Source organism: Streptococcus sp. Z556 (assembly GCF_053010225.1).
Genome location: NZ_JBRKNU010000001.1, coordinates 375118 through 390846, shown reverse-complemented (window position 1 = coordinate 390846; position 15729 = coordinate 375118). Strand labels below are relative to the sequence as shown.

General features: G+C 43.3%; 20 protein-coding genes and 1 other annotated feature. Of the genes, 4 read left to right on the top strand and 16 right to left on the bottom strand.

The genetic code is table 11. The annotated features are described in order from the left end of the window. Window positions 1-42: 42 nt before the first annotated feature. The 14 genes from rsmI to ACVC7S_RS01860 all read right to left on the bottom strand — a co-directional run bounded on the left by rsmI (window position 43) and on the right by ACVC7S_RS01860 (window position 10590). Window positions 43-921 carry a 16S rRNA (cytidine(1402)-2'-O)-methyltransferase gene (gene rsmI / locus ACVC7S_RS01925; RefSeq protein ID WP_447265981.1) on the bottom strand — a complete coding sequence of 293 codons (879 nt, stop codon included), beginning with the start codon at window positions 919-921 and terminating at the stop codon, window positions 43-45. 2 nt (window positions 922-923) lie between these two features. Continuing rightward, window positions 924-1241 carry a DNA replication initiation control protein YabA gene (gene yabA, locus ACVC7S_RS01920; protein WP_000358229.1) on the bottom strand — a complete coding sequence of 106 codons (318 nt, stop codon included), beginning with the start codon at window positions 1239-1241 and terminating at the stop codon, window positions 924-926. 38 nt (window positions 1242-1279) lie between these two features. After that, a complete protein-coding gene (locus ACVC7S_RS01915) occupies window positions 1280-2170 on the bottom strand; it encodes a DNA polymerase III subunit delta' (protein ID WP_447265980.1) in 891 nt (296 codons plus the stop codon). After that, window positions 2167-2805, bottom strand: coding sequence for a dTMP kinase (gene tmk / locus ACVC7S_RS01910; RefSeq protein WP_447265979.1), 639 nt, complete (start codon window positions 2803-2805; stop codon window positions 2167-2169). Before tmk ends, ACVC7S_RS01915 begins: the two co-directional genes overlap by 4 nt. A gap of 120 nt (window positions 2806-2925) precedes the next feature. Beyond that, a complete protein-coding gene (gene proC / locus ACVC7S_RS01905; protein WP_447265978.1) occupies window positions 2926-3723 on the bottom strand; it encodes a pyrroline-5-carboxylate reductase in 798 nt (265 codons plus the stop codon). Between the two features lie 3 nt (window positions 3724-3726). Further along, window positions 3727-4989, bottom strand: coding sequence for a glutamate-5-semialdehyde dehydrogenase (locus ACVC7S_RS01900; RefSeq protein WP_447265977.1), 1263 nt, complete (start codon window positions 4987-4989; stop codon window positions 3727-3729). A 9-nt stretch (window positions 4990-4998) separates the two neighbouring features. Then, a complete protein-coding gene (proB, locus tag ACVC7S_RS01895) occupies window positions 4999-6108 on the bottom strand; it encodes a glutamate 5-kinase (protein ID WP_447265976.1) in 1110 nt (369 codons plus the stop codon). Window positions 6109-6208: 100 nt separating this feature from the next. After that, complete coding sequence (locus ACVC7S_RS01890; RefSeq protein ID WP_447265975.1) at window positions 6209-7108, bottom strand: RluA family pseudouridine synthase; 900 nt, start codon at window positions 7106-7108, stop codon at window positions 6209-6211. Then, window positions 7092-7559 carry a signal peptidase II gene (gene lspA / locus ACVC7S_RS01885; protein WP_447265974.1) on the bottom strand — a complete coding sequence of 156 codons (468 nt, stop codon included), beginning with the start codon at window positions 7557-7559 and terminating at the stop codon, window positions 7092-7094. Before lspA ends, ACVC7S_RS01890 begins: the two co-directional genes overlap by 17 nt. Then, on the bottom strand, window positions 7556-8464 hold the full coding sequence (locus ACVC7S_RS01880) for a LysR family transcriptional regulator (protein ID WP_447265973.1): 909 nt from the start codon (window positions 8462-8464) through the stop codon (window positions 7556-7558). The genes lspA and ACVC7S_RS01880 overlap by 4 nt, the downstream gene beginning before the upstream one ends. A 240-nt stretch (window positions 8465-8704) precedes the next feature. Then, the gene (rpmA, locus tag ACVC7S_RS01875) at window positions 8705-8998 is read right to left on the bottom strand and encodes a 50S ribosomal protein L27 (RefSeq protein ID WP_000916509.1); all 294 of its coding nucleotides are present in this window, start codon (window positions 8996-8998) and stop codon (window positions 8705-8707) included. Window positions 8999-9014: 16 nt separating this feature from the next. After that, window positions 9015-9359, bottom strand: a complete 345-nt coding sequence (locus tag ACVC7S_RS01870; RefSeq protein ID WP_000613699.1) for a ribosomal-processing cysteine protease Prp — start codon at window positions 9357-9359, stop codon at window positions 9015-9017. A gap of 15 nt (window positions 9360-9374) precedes the next feature. Beyond that, the gene (gene rplU, locus ACVC7S_RS01865) at window positions 9375-9689 is read right to left on the bottom strand and encodes a 50S ribosomal protein L21 (protein WP_000109141.1); all 315 of its coding nucleotides are present in this window, start codon (window positions 9687-9689) and stop codon (window positions 9375-9377) included. A gap of 33 nt (window positions 9690-9722) precedes the next feature. Next, window positions 9723-9839: a sequence feature (ribosomal protein L21 leader region), on the bottom strand. Between the two features lie 64 nt (window positions 9840-9903). Next, window positions 9904-10590, bottom strand: coding sequence for a YoaK family protein (locus ACVC7S_RS01860; protein WP_447265972.1), 687 nt, complete (start codon window positions 10588-10590; stop codon window positions 9904-9906). Between the two features lie 156 nt (window positions 10591-10746). Between ACVC7S_RS01860 and ACVC7S_RS01855 the strand changes: the two genes are divergently transcribed. Continuing rightward, entirely contained in the window at window positions 10747-11724 is a 978-nt protein-coding gene (locus tag ACVC7S_RS01855) for a Gfo/Idh/MocA family protein (RefSeq protein WP_447265971.1), read from the top strand. Continuing rightward, window positions 11721-12803 carry a DEAD/DEAH box helicase gene (locus ACVC7S_RS01850; RefSeq protein WP_447265970.1) on the top strand — a complete coding sequence of 361 codons (1083 nt, stop codon included), beginning with the start codon at window positions 11721-11723 and terminating at the stop codon, window positions 12801-12803. The genes ACVC7S_RS01855 and ACVC7S_RS01850 overlap by 4 nt, the downstream gene beginning before the upstream one ends. A gap of 24 nt (window positions 12804-12827) precedes the next feature. Here ACVC7S_RS01850 and ACVC7S_RS01845 read toward each other — a convergent pair whose 3' ends face one another. Beyond that, complete coding sequence (locus ACVC7S_RS01845; protein ID WP_447265969.1) at window positions 12828-13205, bottom strand: DUF1934 domain-containing protein; 378 nt, start codon at window positions 13203-13205, stop codon at window positions 12828-12830. A gap of 71 nt (window positions 13206-13276) precedes the next feature. Between ACVC7S_RS01845 and ACVC7S_RS01840 the strand changes: the two genes are divergently transcribed. Both ACVC7S_RS01840 and yidA read left to right on the top strand, forming a co-directional pair. Next, window positions 13277-14584 carry an HD domain-containing protein gene (locus ACVC7S_RS01840; protein ID WP_447265968.1) on the top strand — a complete coding sequence of 436 codons (1308 nt, stop codon included), beginning with the start codon at window positions 13277-13279 and terminating at the stop codon, window positions 14582-14584. Window positions 14585-14593: 9 nt separating this feature from the next. Next, window positions 14594-15400 carry a sugar-phosphatase gene (yidA, locus tag ACVC7S_RS01835; RefSeq protein WP_447265967.1) on the top strand — a complete coding sequence of 269 codons (807 nt, stop codon included), beginning with the start codon at window positions 14594-14596 and terminating at the stop codon, window positions 15398-15400. A gap of 72 nt (window positions 15401-15472) precedes the next feature. On the opposite strand, the gene ACVC7S_RS01830 is transcribed toward yidA, so the two are convergent. Beyond that, window positions 15473-15628, bottom strand: coding sequence for a hypothetical protein (locus tag ACVC7S_RS01830; RefSeq protein ID WP_447265966.1), 156 nt, complete (start codon window positions 15626-15628; stop codon window positions 15473-15475). Between the last annotated feature and the right edge of the window lie 101 nt (window positions 15629-15729).

Sequence of the window (15729 nt, the reverse complement as noted above, 5' to 3'; positions counted from 1 at the left end):
TACTAGTATAACAAAAAAAGGGAAGAAGGCAAACTTCCCTGTTTAGTCATTTTCTTGATTTTCTTCCCAATCGTGGTAGGCAGCGTAGAGATGGCTTTTATTCCACTGGTAGAGTTTCGCAACTTCCTTAATGGCTTGATTTTTCTTCATGCCATCTTGGATACGAGCTTGGATTTCTGAAAACAAGTCCTCCTCGTCCTTTTCCTCCACATCCTGACTGGCGCCTTCAACGATGAGAAGGCATTCACCCTTGAGTGGCGTTTCAGCAATACTTTCTAGTAGCTCTGAAATCTTTCCTCGTTGGTATTCTTCATAGATTTTGGTCAATTCTCTGACCAAGACCACCGAGCGATCGCCGTATACTGCTAGCATATTTTCTAGCGTATCCGCTACACGATGGGGTGATTCATAGAAAATCTGAGTTTCTGGGTAATCTTTTTTTAAGTCGAAAAATTGCTTTTGCTGGCCAGACTTTCTCGGTAAGAAACCGTAAAAGATATGTGGCTGTGGTGCTAGGCCACTGGCAATCAAGGCAGAAATTCCTGCAGAGGCACCTGGAACTGTCACTACTGCAATTTCTTCCTCAATAGCTACCTTAACCAAATCATGCCCTGGATCTGAGATACTAGGCAGACCCGCGTCGGAGACCTGAGCAATACTTTGTCCTGCTTTCAGAAAACTAATCAAGTCAGGAATCTTTTCCTTGGCATTGTGCTCGTGAAAACTAATCTGCTTGGTGGAAATGTCAAAATGCTTGAGCAAAAGTCCTGTATTGCGCGTGTCCTCAGCTGCAATCCAGTCCACTTCTTTCAAGGTCTGAATGGCACGAAAGGACATATCGTCTAGATTGCCAATCGGCGTTGCTACTAAGTAAAGCTTGCCATAGGGAGTTTGCCCCTTAAAACTTTTTTGAATCTGCATGCCTACTCCCTGTACAACAACTCGTCACAGAACATACATTCCTCGTCCTGCTCTCGGCGTTGTCCATAAAAATCATTACATACGTGAAACCCGTCTTTATAGATTCGACGGACACTTTCACGAACATGCTTGGCCTTGACGGGGGTATCTGCTTCCACCTCGCCTAAGCGTTCACGCAACTTACTATTTTCCAAGCGAAGAGCTGTATTTTCCTCTACCAGGCTCTTGAGATTTTTCTTAATGGCTTCCACATCGGCCAAGGTCACCAATAACTGTTGAGAAAAATCGTCTAGCGCGTCAAATAATTCTTTTTTGTCCATAAAACAGCCCTTTCCTTTCTTTATCCTTCATTTTGAGTTTATATTTCTTTCAAGACCAGATATTCCATGGCATTTTGAAAGCTGACATTAGCCTGCCACATTTTTCTAGCTTCTAGTAAATCTTGTAAAATCTGTCGAATCCTTGCTTGCAAGAGTTCCTGACCACAGAGTACTTCGAGGATTCGCAAAACCTGATCTTGTTTTTCCTTGTCATCTGCCAGACTAGCTAATTTAGCCACCTGCAAATAACTCTCTTTTTTCTTAGCTAATAACCAAGTCAGCAGTCGTTCGCTCTCATCCACCAAGGTCCAAAAACTAGCTTGATTGACCAACTTTTCAGCTTCAGCACGCGATTGACAAAACTGGGCTAAGAGAGTCGCTTTTTTCTTGACCAGACCTGCTTGTTCTAATTGATGGATGAGCTTTTCTTCTTGCTTTTTAAAATGGAAAATCTGGGTCCGACTACGGATGGTCGGTAAAATTTTTTCCTCATCACTAGTTAAGAAGAAAATGTAAACTTCACTCTGGGGTTCTTCGATGACCTTGAGCAGAGAGTTAGCTGCGTTGGGATGCATTTTCTCCACCTGCTCGATAATAAAAACCTGCTGCTGGCTTTCAATCCCTGTTTGGGAAAACTGGCCCACCAATTCCCGAATGCGTTCTGTCTTGATGACCTGATTGACTGGCTTAATCAAGGTAACATCGGGAAATTCTTCCTGTTCAATCAGCTTGCAGTTTCGGCAGTTCTCACATGGTAAAACGCCTACTTTATCCGTACAGAAAAGACTTTTAGCCAAAAATTGCGCCATTTCCAAACTTCCAAAGAAACCTGAAAAGAGATAGGCGTGATTGAGCTGGTCTTGTTCTAGGATACGGACAAAACGGTCAAACTGGTCTGGCTGCCAAGCTTTTAGTTGTTCTTGTTTCATTTATCCAAGCCCATTCTGTCAAACAAGACAGCCTTGGTCGTTTCCACAACTTGCTCCAAAGGAAGACTCGCATCAATCTTGACAATGCGATTTCCTTCTTTGTCCAGAAGAGAAAGGTAACCTTGACGGACTTTCTTGTGCAAGTCCAAACCTTCCATGTCCAAACGATTGACCTCGCGATCACTATTGGCAGCAATGCGAGCCAGTCCTTCTTCCACCTCGATGTCAAAATAAAGTGTCAAATCAGGTTTGAGGCCATCTGTCGCAAAGTGATTGAGCCAATCAATGGCATCAATATCCAAGCCACGGCCAAATCCCTGATAAGCAACGGAACTATCGATGAAGCGGTCCATAATGACCAACTTACCAGCTTCAAGAGCAGGGAGAACTTTTTCCACCAAGTGCTGTCTGCGACTTGCGATATAGAGAAGAAGCTCTGTTTTAGAATCCATCTGAGTATGACTTGGGTCCAAAATCACTTGACGAATCTTCTCCCCAATCAAGACTCCACCTGGCTCACGGGTCGTCAGTACCTCTACTCCTTTTTCCTCTAAAATGGGGAGTAGAGCCTCTAAAACACTGGTCTTTCCTGCTCCCTCTGGTCCCTCAAGAGAGACTAAAAATCCTTTTGACATGTCTAACTCATTTCTTTTTTTCTACTTTCTATTCTATCAAAAAAATAGGTTTTTGTGACAATCTTTTTGTTTCTTCTCTATTCAATCGACCATAAAAGAGGTTGGGAGTTATCCAACCTCTTAATTACCTAGTTCTTGTGTTCGTTTATAAGCTTGATGAACTGCGTCCATGACTGTGCCTCTAAAGGCATGTTCTTCCAAACTTGCTACACCCGCGATAGTCGAACCTCCTGGACTGCAAACTTGGTCTTTCAATACTCCAGGATGTTGTTGACTTTCGAGGACCATTTGTCCAGCGCCGACTACTGTTTGAGCTGCCATTTTCAAGGCCATTTCTCTTGGCAATCCTGTCTGTACACCCGCATCTGCCAAAGCCTCGATAAAAAGATAGACAAAGGCCGGCCCACAACCTGCAAGACCTGTCGCAGCATCGATTAAGCCATCTCCCAGCTCAACCAAGAGACCGGCCTTGGCCAATAATTGACAAAAGAGTTCACTTTCCTCGGCACGACAGTTTGCTGACATGGCATAACTAATCACTCCTTGGCCGATAGCAACTGGTGTATTAGGCATGATGCGAATGATGCGGTGGTGACTTGGAAGAAGTCCATCCAGTTTTTCCAAGGTCAATCCAGCCGCCATGGAAATTAAAAGAAGACTCTCTCTCTTTTCAAGAATGGTCTGATATTGAGAAAGCAGTTCAGAAAACTGAGCAGGCTTAACTCCTAGAAAAATCACATCTGCTTCTGCGAAGATTTCGTCATTGCTGGAAGCCTGACCACCAAAGTTGGCAATGAAAACATCTACTTTTGCTTGACTACGATTGGCAAGGAGAATCTGAGCACCCGTCTTGGCCTGCAAGACAGCCTTGGCCAAGCTAGCTCCCATATTTCCCAAACCGATAAATCCAATCTTCATCTCTTACTCCCTTATCTGTCCGTCACCAGTAACCACATACTTGTAGCTAGTTAATTCCTTCAAACCCATTGGACCACGTGCGTGCAGTTTCTGAGTCGAAATCCCCATCTCACAGCCAAGACCAAACTGGCCTCCATCAGTGAAACGTGTTGAAGCATTGACATAAACCGCTGCAGAGTCCACTTGATTTGTAAAGTAAGCCGCAGATTCAGCATTTTCTGTCACAATGGCGTCCGAATGATGGGTACTGTGAGCTTCAATATGCGCAACCGCTTCTTCTAAACTGCTCACGACCTTAACCGCTAGGACATAGTCTAAAAACTCAGTGTCAAAGTCTTGGGCCTCAGCCGCTCGACCTGAAACAAACTGACTTGCTTTCTCATCCAAGCGGAATTGAATCGGTTCCAGTCCAGCTTCTTTTCGATCCGCAATCAGCATTTGCTCCAAACGAGGAAGGAAATCCGCTGCCTTGTCTTCATGAACCAGCAAAACCTCCATAGCATTGCAGACAGAAGGACGACTGGTTTTAGCATTGTTGATGATAGACAGAGCCTTGTCTTCATCGGCATCCTTGTCCACATAGACATGGACAATTCCAGTTCCTGTCTCGATAACAGGTACGATAGCATTTTCAACCACGGCATTGATCAAGCCAGCTCCTCCACGAGGAATGAGAAGATCTAGATAACCCTTGGCCTTCATCATGGCATAGCTGCTTTCACGGCTAGTATCTTCTACTAGTTGAATCACCTCTGGATGAATGGTAGTCGTCTCCAAGCCCTTCTTCAAGGCTGTGACAATAGCATGGGCAGTTTGATAGGCATCCTTGCCACTACGAAGAACGACTGCATTACCACTCTTAAGAGCCAAGGCAGCCGCGTCAGACGTCACATTTGGACGGCTTTCATAGATAATACCGATAACCCCCATAGCCACACGTTTCTTGGTAATAAGCAAGCCATTTTCAAGATGACTTGTTTCTAGGACTTCACCGATGGGATCTGGTAAAGTAACCACTTCACGAATCCCTCTTGCCATCGCTTCTATACGTCCCGCATCCAAATAAAGACGATCCAGCATGACATCTGAAATTTTCCCCTTGGCTGCTGCCATATCAAGAGCATTGGCCGCTAAAATTTCCTCACTAGCTGCTAATAAGTGATCAGCCATAGCTAGCAAGGCTTGGTTTTTCACTGCTTCACTGGCTGTGTTGATCGACTTTTTAACAGCCTGTACTTGCTCAAATTGTTCTTGTATCCTTACCATCGCTCACCTCTAAAATTCTGTAAAGAGTAGCTGGATTTCAGGAGTGATGGAAATCCAGTCATCACGGTGAATTAAGACTCCCTTAGCTTTTTGAGAACGGAGCATATCTTCTAGGGCTGAGACGCCAAATTGGACACGTCCCTTTCCAAGAGATTGACCTGTTTCTTTATCTGCTACTGTGACAATATCATGGTAAGAGAAGTTGCCTTCCACTTCTACCACACCTGATAAAAGGAGACTTTTCCCGTTTTTTGAAAGTGCCTCAGCAGCTCCACCATCGACCCAAATCGTTCCCTGACTTTGAGCATAGAAGGCTAGCCATTGTTTCTGAGTACGAAGGCCTTTCTCTTGCGCAACAAAGAAGGAACCATCCTTGGTCTCCTCCGCCGCCTCAATCAGGGCATCTGATTTCAGGGACGAGCAAATATAGACCGGCACCCCCGACTCCGTCGCAATCGTGGCCGCCTTGATCTTAGTCAACATCCCACCTGTACCATTAGACGAACCTGCTCCACCAGCCATATCAATAATCTCACGATTGATAGTCTCGATTCTCTCAAGACGTTTAGCTCTTGGATCTGAGTTGGGATTTCCAGTATAGAGACCGTCTACATCCGTCAAGAGAACCAAAAGGTCTGCTTGAACCATAGCCGCTACCTGAGCACTCAAGGTATCATTGTCCCCAACCTTGAGCTCATCAATAACGACACTGTCATTCTCGTTGATGATAGGAATGGCACCACGATGAAGCAATACAGACAAGGCCTGGTGGGCATTCTTATAACGACGTTTATCTACAAAATCATCTTGTGTCAGCAAAATTTGCGCAGAGACTATTTGACGCATGAGGAGGTTGGTTGTGTATTCTTCTAGTAGCAAACCTTGTCCTACTGCAGCCGAAGCCTGCTTATCTGCAATCTTGGTCGGACGTTTTTTAAAGCCCAAAGCTCCAAACCCTGCCGCTACTGCACCAGATGAAACCAAAATCAACTCATGTCCAGCTTCATGCAACATAGCTAATTGTTGGGTAATTGCCTTTACTTTACTTCTTGATAAACTCCCGTCTTCATTTGTCAAGGACGAAGTCCCCACCTTAAAGACGATTCGTTTGTACTTCATATTCTCACTCCGATTCTTCATATTTATCCATTATAACATGAATGTTTTAAAATAGAAAAGACTTGAAATGAAAAAGGTTGAGACAGCAATCTCAACTCTTTTATCTATTCTCAGTTTTACGCAACCTTTCCAGCGTTTCTTTAAAAATCTCTGGAATATCTGCTGTGAATTCCAAGGTTTCACCTGTTCTCGGATGGGTAAAACCTAGAGTTTTAGCATGGAGGAATTGCCCATGTCCTTTCAAGGTTTTGCGTGGACCATAGACCTCGTCACCAGCGACTGGATGACCGATATAAGCCATATGGACACGGATTTGGTGGGTACGCCCTGTTTCCAGTTGCAACTCTAACAAACTATAGTCTCCAAAGCGTTCCAAGACCTGAAAACGAGTCACAGCTGGCTTCCCTTTAGCAGTTACAGCCTGTTTCTTACGGTCTTTTTCGCTCCGACCAATCGGTGCTTCAATGACACCACGATCATTTGGCAGATTGCCATGAACAATCGCCCAGTATTTGCGTAGTGACTTCTTATCTTTTAGCTCTTGGGCAAGTGCTAAGTGGGCCTCATCATTTTTAGCAATCATGAGGAGACCAGACGTGTCCTTGTCAATGCGGTGAACGATTCCTGGGCGAAGAACCCCATTGATACCTGACAAGTCCTTGATATGGTACATGAGGGCATTGACCAAGGTTCCACTAGTATGACCTGCGCTGGGATGAACCACCATACCTTGAGGTTTGTTGACAACGGCGACGTCCTCATCTTGGTAGATAATTTCCAGAGGAAGGTCCTCAGCCACATACTCCAAAACTTCTGGCTCTGGAACATGGTAAGTTACGACATCCCCCTCTTGGACAGTGTATTTAGCTTTCTTGGCTTGGCCGTTGACCAAAACTTGTCCAGCCTTGATTTGTTCATTAGCGAGACTGCGTGACAATTCTGTCAGGTCCGACAGGGCCTTGTCTAAACGGAGTCCGCCTCTTTCAATTTTTATTTCCATTTACTTCCTCTTTAAGCATTGCAATCAATAAAACAATGACACCAACTGTCAAATAGCTGTCAGCCACATTGAAAATCGCAAAGTTAATAAAGTCTAGGTGGAACATATCCACCACAAAACCTTGACTTATTCTGTCAATAAAGTTGCCAAGACCTCCCGCGATTATCAAAGTCAGTCCAAAAACCATCCAGAGAGAATCCTCCATGTGCTTATGTAGATACCATATGGCACCTGCCATGACAAGCAAGGTTATGATGGCAAAAAACCACTGCTGGTCTTGTAACATAGAGAAGGCTGCTCCTCTATTCTGCAGGTAGGTCAAGCTAACAAGATTGGGTATCCAAGACCGAACCTCTCCCAAAGGTATCTGTTGGACGACATAGGCTTTAACCCACTGATCCAGTGCAATTAAGAGCAGTACAATCACTGCCACTATTCCTCTTTTTTTCATGATTTCCTCTTTTGATCAAAATATTCTTGCATAACCTCAACGAAAAGAGTCCCAGCTTGACTAAGCTCAACTTCTTCCCGTTTGACATAGACCATGCGGTTATCTAGATTATCCTTGAGACGAATGACTGTAATCCCATTAACACTGTCGCTATCTAAAAATCCAGATCCAGTCGCATAAGCATCCGTCCGCTCCAAAATACCATTCAAAGTAGCACGGTCGGTCACATTGAACATCTGGGAGCTTGCGCTGGTGTCGACAAAGTTCTCTGAATAGTAAAGGTACTCATCCTTTTCCTGAGTAAAACGAACCGTTGGTAAATCTGCTAAATCCCCCATGACCAATTCCTCTTTCTGTGCTAAAGGATGCCCTTCACGGAGATAAATGTGAGTCTGGAAAGGAATTAGTTCAATAACTTCTAAACCAAGCTTTTCAACCCGTTGCATGATTCCCTTTTGATTTTGATTGTTGAGGTAGATAATCCCAATCTCACTGTGCCCCTGAGCTACTTCATCAAGGATTTGAACTGTAGTAGACTCAAAAATACGGAAGTTTTTGTAGTCAGGATAGCGCTCTGAAAAAGCCGTAATCGTTGGTGGCAAGAAGTCATAGTGCTGACTGGCAATGGAAAATTCATCCTTTTCTTCCTCAGGATTGGCATACTGATTTTGAAAAACATCAAACCCTTTGACCAATTCCTGCGCTTTTTCGTAAAATTCCATACCACGACGGGTCAAGAAAGTTCCCGAACTCGTCCGACGGAAAATCTTAAAGCCCAGCTCTTTTTCCAAATCACGAACAGAAATTGACAGACTGGGCTGACTGACATACATCTTTTCAGCAGCTTCACGGAAAGTACCACTGTTGGCAATAGCCACAACATAGCGTAATTGTTGAATATTCATCTTCTACCCCCAACTTCTCTATCTGTTTATTATACCATAAATCAGAAGTTTTCCACAAAGGGAAAAGAATATCCATCATAAAATCCAACTATACAAGACTTAAAAAAGATGGGTATCAGCGTGGGTATCAAAACAAAAAAACAGGCTCTCCGAAAACTCGGAAAGCCTTATTTAATGCTACTTCTAGCTTCCTCGCCTTTTCATTTCAAGGCTCGGGATAAAAAGGTTCACTGGACCTTTTTATTTTGCGATTGGGTAAACAGAAACTTGTTTCTTATCGCGACCTTTACGTTCAAAGCGTACTACGCCTTCAACTTTAGCGAACAAAGTATCGTCTCCACCACGTCCAACGTTTACACCTGGATAGATGTGTGTACCACGTTGACGGTAAAGAATTGATCCACCTGTTACAGTTTGTCCGTCAGCTGCTTTAGCTCCAAGACGTTTCGCTTGTGAATCACGTCCGTTTGATGTAGAACCTCCACCCTTTTTGTGGGCGAAAAGTTGCAAGTTGTTAAGAGTCATTTTTAACATAATGTTTTCCTCCGTGTTAGTTTTCTGTGATAACTCTGGTTTGGACGAACTCAGACGAGTTCTCCGATAAGTTTGCCATACCCAAGAAAAATGATTCGAAGAATAACTGCGTCATTTCTCTCTGGTGAGAAGGAAGATCTTTTGGTATTTCCACCATCAGATAGCCACCTTCATCTTCGTTTAATTCTAGGATTGGTTCATAGCCTGCAAATTTCTCAATAGAATTGATAAAGTTAATGGCAAGCGTAGAAACCGATGCACACACGACATCTAAGCCGTATTCGCCACTCTCGGCGTGTCCAGTAATTTCCGCACTCCTCAGCTCGCCATCTTCGGCTCTCTCAAAGACTGCCTGTATCATGTGTTCTCCTTAAAATTAAGCGTTGATTGCGTTGATGACAACTTTTGTATATGGTTGACGGTGACCTTGTTTACGGTGGCTACCTTTTTTAGGTTTGTACTTGTAAGTAACAACTTTCTTTTGTTTTCCTTGTTTTTCAACAGTTCCAACTACAGTAGCTCCAGCAACAAGTGGAGTTCCGACAACAGTGTTTTCACCACCAACAAGAACAACTTCGTTAAAAGTAACTTCTTGACCAGCTTCAACGTTCAATTTTTCAACGTAAACTGCTTGACCAACTTCAACTTTAACTTGTTTTCCGCCAGTTTTGATAATTGCGTATGTGCTCATTATGCACCTCCTATGATTTTTTGGGTTTCCCCGTATTTTGTGAAGACTCGCCTAGCATCGTGGGACGAACCACTTAGAAGAGCTCTAAGTATAACAAAGTTTATATTTTGTATACGTCGAGCAACGATGTTCGTGCGGTTGCACAGGACTGTGCATAGTCAACTCTTCAAGTATAGCATATCTTCTTTTTTCTTACAAGCGAAATCAATCAAAATTAAGCTTTTTCTTTCCCTTTTTTCCTCCAAGAAGCAAAAACCATACTGAGGTAAAAGATGCTCATCATCACAGGAACACCTAGAATCGTCTTTTCATGATAGAAAATCGTCAAGTAAGCTGAAAAGACAACTCCAAGAACAAAGCTGGTAAGTAGGCTAACGAAAATCAGGGCTTCACGCAGAAAGGGCGTATGCTTGGTTCGGAAATAATCCCCAAAAGCCAACATGGTTCGTTTGATATTCCCTGTCATAAAGGCATTATTATAGGCGATACCCGAAACCTCTCCAAAGGCTGTTGTCACCAGTCCCATACAAAAGGCTAAAGGTGGGACTAGGTAGATATTATCAACCGTTTTCGGTACAAAGCCAATGATTATGGATAAGACCGCGAGTGGAATCAAGGACAAAATCGGCTTTTTAACTATTCGTAATTTTTCTTTATACAATGTTAGTAAAAAGACACCCATCATAAAGGAAAGCAAGGTCATTACTTTGACACTGGCATCCGAGACATTCTGCTGAATGAGTCCTACAGAAAGAAAAACCACATTCCCAGTTTGTCCAGCCACAAGGGTGTTCCCTCGCACGATAAAAGTATAAGCATCGACATATCCTGCACAAAAAGTCAAAAAAAGCGCTAGTCTTTTAGACTGACGAGATATTTTTCTTATTGGTAATAATCTCATTATCCCTCCCATTTCAGTTTCATTTACTCATTTCAATATTGTACCACTTTCTCCAAGAAATGCGTAGTCCATTTGAAAATTTTTACCATCTGTTGGATAGTCTTTCTTTTCTATGTTATAATGAAGGAAGGATTTAAAGTCGGAAAAGGAGTATCTATGCTTAAACTAGGTGTCATCGGAACAGGCGCTATCAGCCATCACTTCATAGAGGCAGCCCATGCCAGTGGCCAATACCAACTGGTCGCTGTCTACTCTAGAAAACTAGAAACCGCAGCAACCTTTGCTTCTCGCTATCAGGATATCCAACTCTTTGAACAATTGGAGGACTTCTTCAAGAGCTGCTTTGATGTAGTTTATATCGCCAGTCCAAACTCCTTGCATTTTGCTCAGGCAAAAGCTGCATTGTCTGCAGGTAAACACGTCATTCTTGAAAAGCCAGCTGTCACTCAGCCACAAGAATGGCTGAATTTGAGACAGACAGCTGAGAAAAATCACTGTTTTATCTTTGAGGCAGCTCGTAATTACCACGAGGAAGCCTTTACCACTATCAAGAATTTTTTGGCAGACAAGCAAATTTGGGGAGCAGATTTCAACTATGCCAAGTATTCTTCCAAGATGCCGGACTTGTTGGCTGGGCAGACGCCAAATGTCTTTTCAGATCGTTTTGCTGGTGGAGCCCTTATGGACTTGGGGATTTATCCTCTCTATGCTGCTATTCGCCTTTTTGGAAAGGCTCAAGACGCGACTTATCAAGCTCAACAGCTTGACAATAGCATTGACCTAAATGGAGATGGTATCCTCTTCTACCCAGACTATCAAGTTCATATCAAGGCTGGGAAAAACATCACTTCCAATCTTCCTTGCGAGATTTATACAGCAGATGGAACCTTGACCCTCAACACGATTGAGCATATCCGTTCAGCTATTTTTACCAACCACCGAGGAAATCAAGTTCAGCTCCCTATCCAACAGGCTTCTCATACGATGACTGAGGAAGTTGCTGCGTTTGCACAGATGATCCAGCAACCAGATCAGACACTTTACCAGAACTGGCTGGATGATGCAAGTTCTGTTCATGACCTATTATATACCATGCGCCAGTCTGCTGGCATTAGATTTGAGGCAGAAAAATGAAAACTAAACTACCGACTGAATGGCAAGAACTGAGCGACCAGCTCGGTTTCCAAGAATTCACCCCCATTCAAACTCAACTATTTGAGCCTATACTTGCTGGAGAAAACCTCTTGGGAGTAAGCCCAACAGGAACTGGTAAGACCCTCGCTTACCTCTTACCAAGTCTTCTCAGACTACAAAAGAAAAAAGCCCAGCAACTCTTGATTCTAGCACCAAATACAGAACTTGCTGGACAGATTTTTGATGTATGTAAAACGTGGGCAGAGGCTGTCGGCTTGACTGCTCAGCTCTTCTTATCAGGTTCCAGTCAGAAACGTCAGATTGAACGCCTAAAAAAAGGACCAGAAATTCTGATTGGAACTCCTGGCCGTATCTTTGAGTTGATTAAATTGAAAAAAATCAAGATGATGAATGTGGAAACCATCATTCTGGATGAATTCGACCAATTGCTCGATGATTCTCAGATTCACTTTGTCGAGAAAATCACTCACTACGCACCTCGTGACCATCAACTCATCTATATGAGTGCGACGACCAAGTTTGATCAAGAAAAGATTGCACCAAACACGCGCACCATTGATCTTTCTGACCAAAAGTTGGACAACATCCAACATTTCTACATGCAGGTGGACCAACGCCATCGTGTGGATATGCTACGGAAACTGGCTCATGTTGAGGATTTCCGTGGTCTGGTCTTCTTTAACAGCTTGTCAGATCTAGGAAGTGCAGAGGAAAAACTACAGTATCGCGATGTCTTGGCCGTTTCCCTCGCTAGCGACGTCAATGTCAAGTTTAGAAAAGTTATCTTGGAAAAGTTTAAGAACAAGCAACTAACTCTTCTTCTTGCAACAGACCTTCTGGCTCGTGGAATTGATATCGATAGTCTAGAATGTGTCGTAAACTTTGACGTCCCTAGAGATATGGAAACCTATACCCACCGTGCAGGACGTACAGGTCGCATGGGCAAAGAGGGCTATGTGATCACTCTCGTAACCCATCCTGAAGAGCTTAAAAAAATCAAGAAGTTAGCTACAGTTCGAGAAATTGTCCTAAAAAACCAAGAACTCTATATCAAATAAGGTTGGCTCACACCAACCTTTTTCTTATCCCCAAGTAATTTCCAATTGATAGCTGGCAAAAGGGTGTCCCTCTTGATTTTGTAGTTGATAGGCTAGCTCAATCTTTTGCCCATCCAGTTTGTAGTGACTTGTCTGAATGATGAACTCCTGCATCCCCATTGGAGTAGGAATATAGGCCAAACTATCACTATCCTTTAGAAAACGCATGATGGTCTTGGGACTCGAGAAACGGGTCATCACTAGTTCTTCTTGATGAAACTTGAGAACCACTTTTTCCTTTTCCTCATTGTAGAAAAGCAGATAGCTATAATCGCCCTTTTCACGCATTTCCACATCATAGAGTTGGTCAACGACTTCCAACTGTTCATCAAACTGAATCGTATTTCGCATCCGAATCTTCACATCAAATCCTCTTTCTTGTCTCTTGTCCTACTATTTTACCAAAAAGAGCAGGATTTTGCTATAATGGTCATATGAACGAAAAAGTATTCCGTGACCCAGTTCACAACTACATCCATGTCAATAATCAGGTCATATACGACTTGATCAATACCAAAGAATTTCAACGCTTGCGTCGTATCAAGCAGCTAGGGACTTCCAGCTATACTTTCCATGGTGGGGAGCACAGTCGCTTTTCCCACTGTTTGGGGGTCTATGAGATTGCACGACGTATCACGGAGATTTTTGAAGAAAAATATCCTGAAGAATGGGATCCTGCTGAGTCTCTTTTGACCATGACCGCTGCGCTCCTTCATGACCTCGGGCATGGTGCCTATTCCCATACTTTTGAAAATCTCTTTGATACAGATCATGAGGCCATTACTCAGGAAATCATCCAAAGTCCTGAAACAGAGATTCACCAAGTCCTGCTACAAGTAGCGCCAGATTTCCCGGAGAAGGTATCCAGTGTCATCGACCATACCTATCCTAACAAGCAGGTCGTGCAACTCATTTCTAGTCAGATTGATGCAGACCGCATGGACTATCTCTTGCGCGACTCCTATTTTACAGGAGCATCTTATGGGGAATTTGACTTGACACGGATCCTCCGAGTGATTCGCCCAGTCGAAAATGGCATCGCCTTTCAGCGCAATGGCATGCACGCCATCGAAGACTATGTTCTCAGTCGCTACCAGATGTATATGCAGGTTTATTTCCACCCAGCAACTCGGGCTATGGAAGTTCTCCTACAGAATCTTCTCAAACGCGCCAAGGAACTCTATCCTGAAGACAAGGACTTCTTTGCACGCACTTCTCCTCATCTCCTTCCTTTCTTTGAAAAAAATGTGACCTTGTCTGATTATCTAGCTCTGGATGATGGCGTGATGAATACCTACTTCCAGCTCTGGATGACCAGTCCTGACAAGATACTAGCCGACTTGTCGCAGCGCTTTGTCAACCGCAAGGTCTTTAAATCCATTACTTTTTCAGAAAAAGACCAAGACCAACTCGCAAGCATGAGACAACTGGTTGAAGAAATCGGTTTTGATCCAGACTACTATACTGCTATTCATAAGAATTTTGACCTCCCTTATGACATCTATCGTCCCGAATCTGAAAATCCACGGACACAGATTGAGATTCTACAGAAAAATGGTGAACTGGCAGAACTCTCTAGCCTGTCCCCTATCGTCCAATCCCTTGCTGGTAGCCGCCACGGAGATAATCGTTTCTATTTCCCAAAAGAAATGTTGGACCAAAACAGCATCTTCGCAAGCATCACCCAGCAATTTTTACACTTGATTGAGAACGATCATTTTACCCCAAATAAGAACGAATAGAGGAACTATATGAGTATTAAACTAATCGCCGTCGATATCGATGGTACCCTGGTTAACAGTAAAAAGGAAATCACTCCTGAAGTCTTTTCTGCCATTCAAGACGCCAAACAAGCTGGCGTCAAGGTCGTCATTGCAACGGGCCGACCTATCGCAGGCGTTGCCAAACTTCTGGACGACTTACAGTTGAGAGACGAGGGTGACTATGTGGTAACCTTCAACGGTGCCCTTGTCCAAGAGACTGCTACTGGTCATGAGATTATCAGCGAATCCTTGACCTATGAGGATTATCTGGATATGGAATTTATCAGTCGCAAGCTCGGTGTCCATATGCACGCCATTACCAAGGACGGTATCTATACGGCCAATCGCAATATCGGAAAATACACGGTGCACGAATCAACCCTCGTCAGCATGCCCATCTTCTACCGTACTCCCGAAGAAATGGCTGACAAGGAAATCGTCAAATGTATGTTCATTGATGAACCAGAAATTCTTGATGCTGCGATTGAAAAGATACCAGCAGAATTTTACGAACGCTACTCTATTAACAAATCTGCTCCCTTCTACCTCGAACTCCTTAAAAAGAATGTAGACAAGGGTTCAGCCATCACTCACTTAGCTGAAAAACTAGGATTGACCAAAGATGAAACCATGGCGATCGGGGACGAAGAAAATGACCGCGCCATGCTGGAAGTCGTTGGCAACCCCGTTGTTATGGAAAATGGAAATCCAGAACTCAAAAAAATCGCCAAATACATTACCAAAACAAATGACGAATCTGGCGTAGCCCATGCTATTCGTACCTGGGTATTGTAAAAAGGCAAGAATAGACGAAAACCGCTCTGCTGAGCGGTTTTTGTCTATTTCATTTTAGAATTAGCAATAAATTCAAAAGATAAATAAGTTTGCCTTAGTTTCTGCAGAAACCGAACCTGTAGAAACTACCATACCCAACATTGCAAGTGCAAGGATAACTCCACAAGCACCACCAACTTTCATCTTACAGATTGAACCATAAGCCTTATATTCTTGTCCTTTTGACATTTATTTTTTTCTCCTTTTCTAAAAACATCTTTTTACCAAATTAAAAACTCTCAATCACTTGATGGTGAACGAGAGAGTTTATAAACAACTACAATCATATT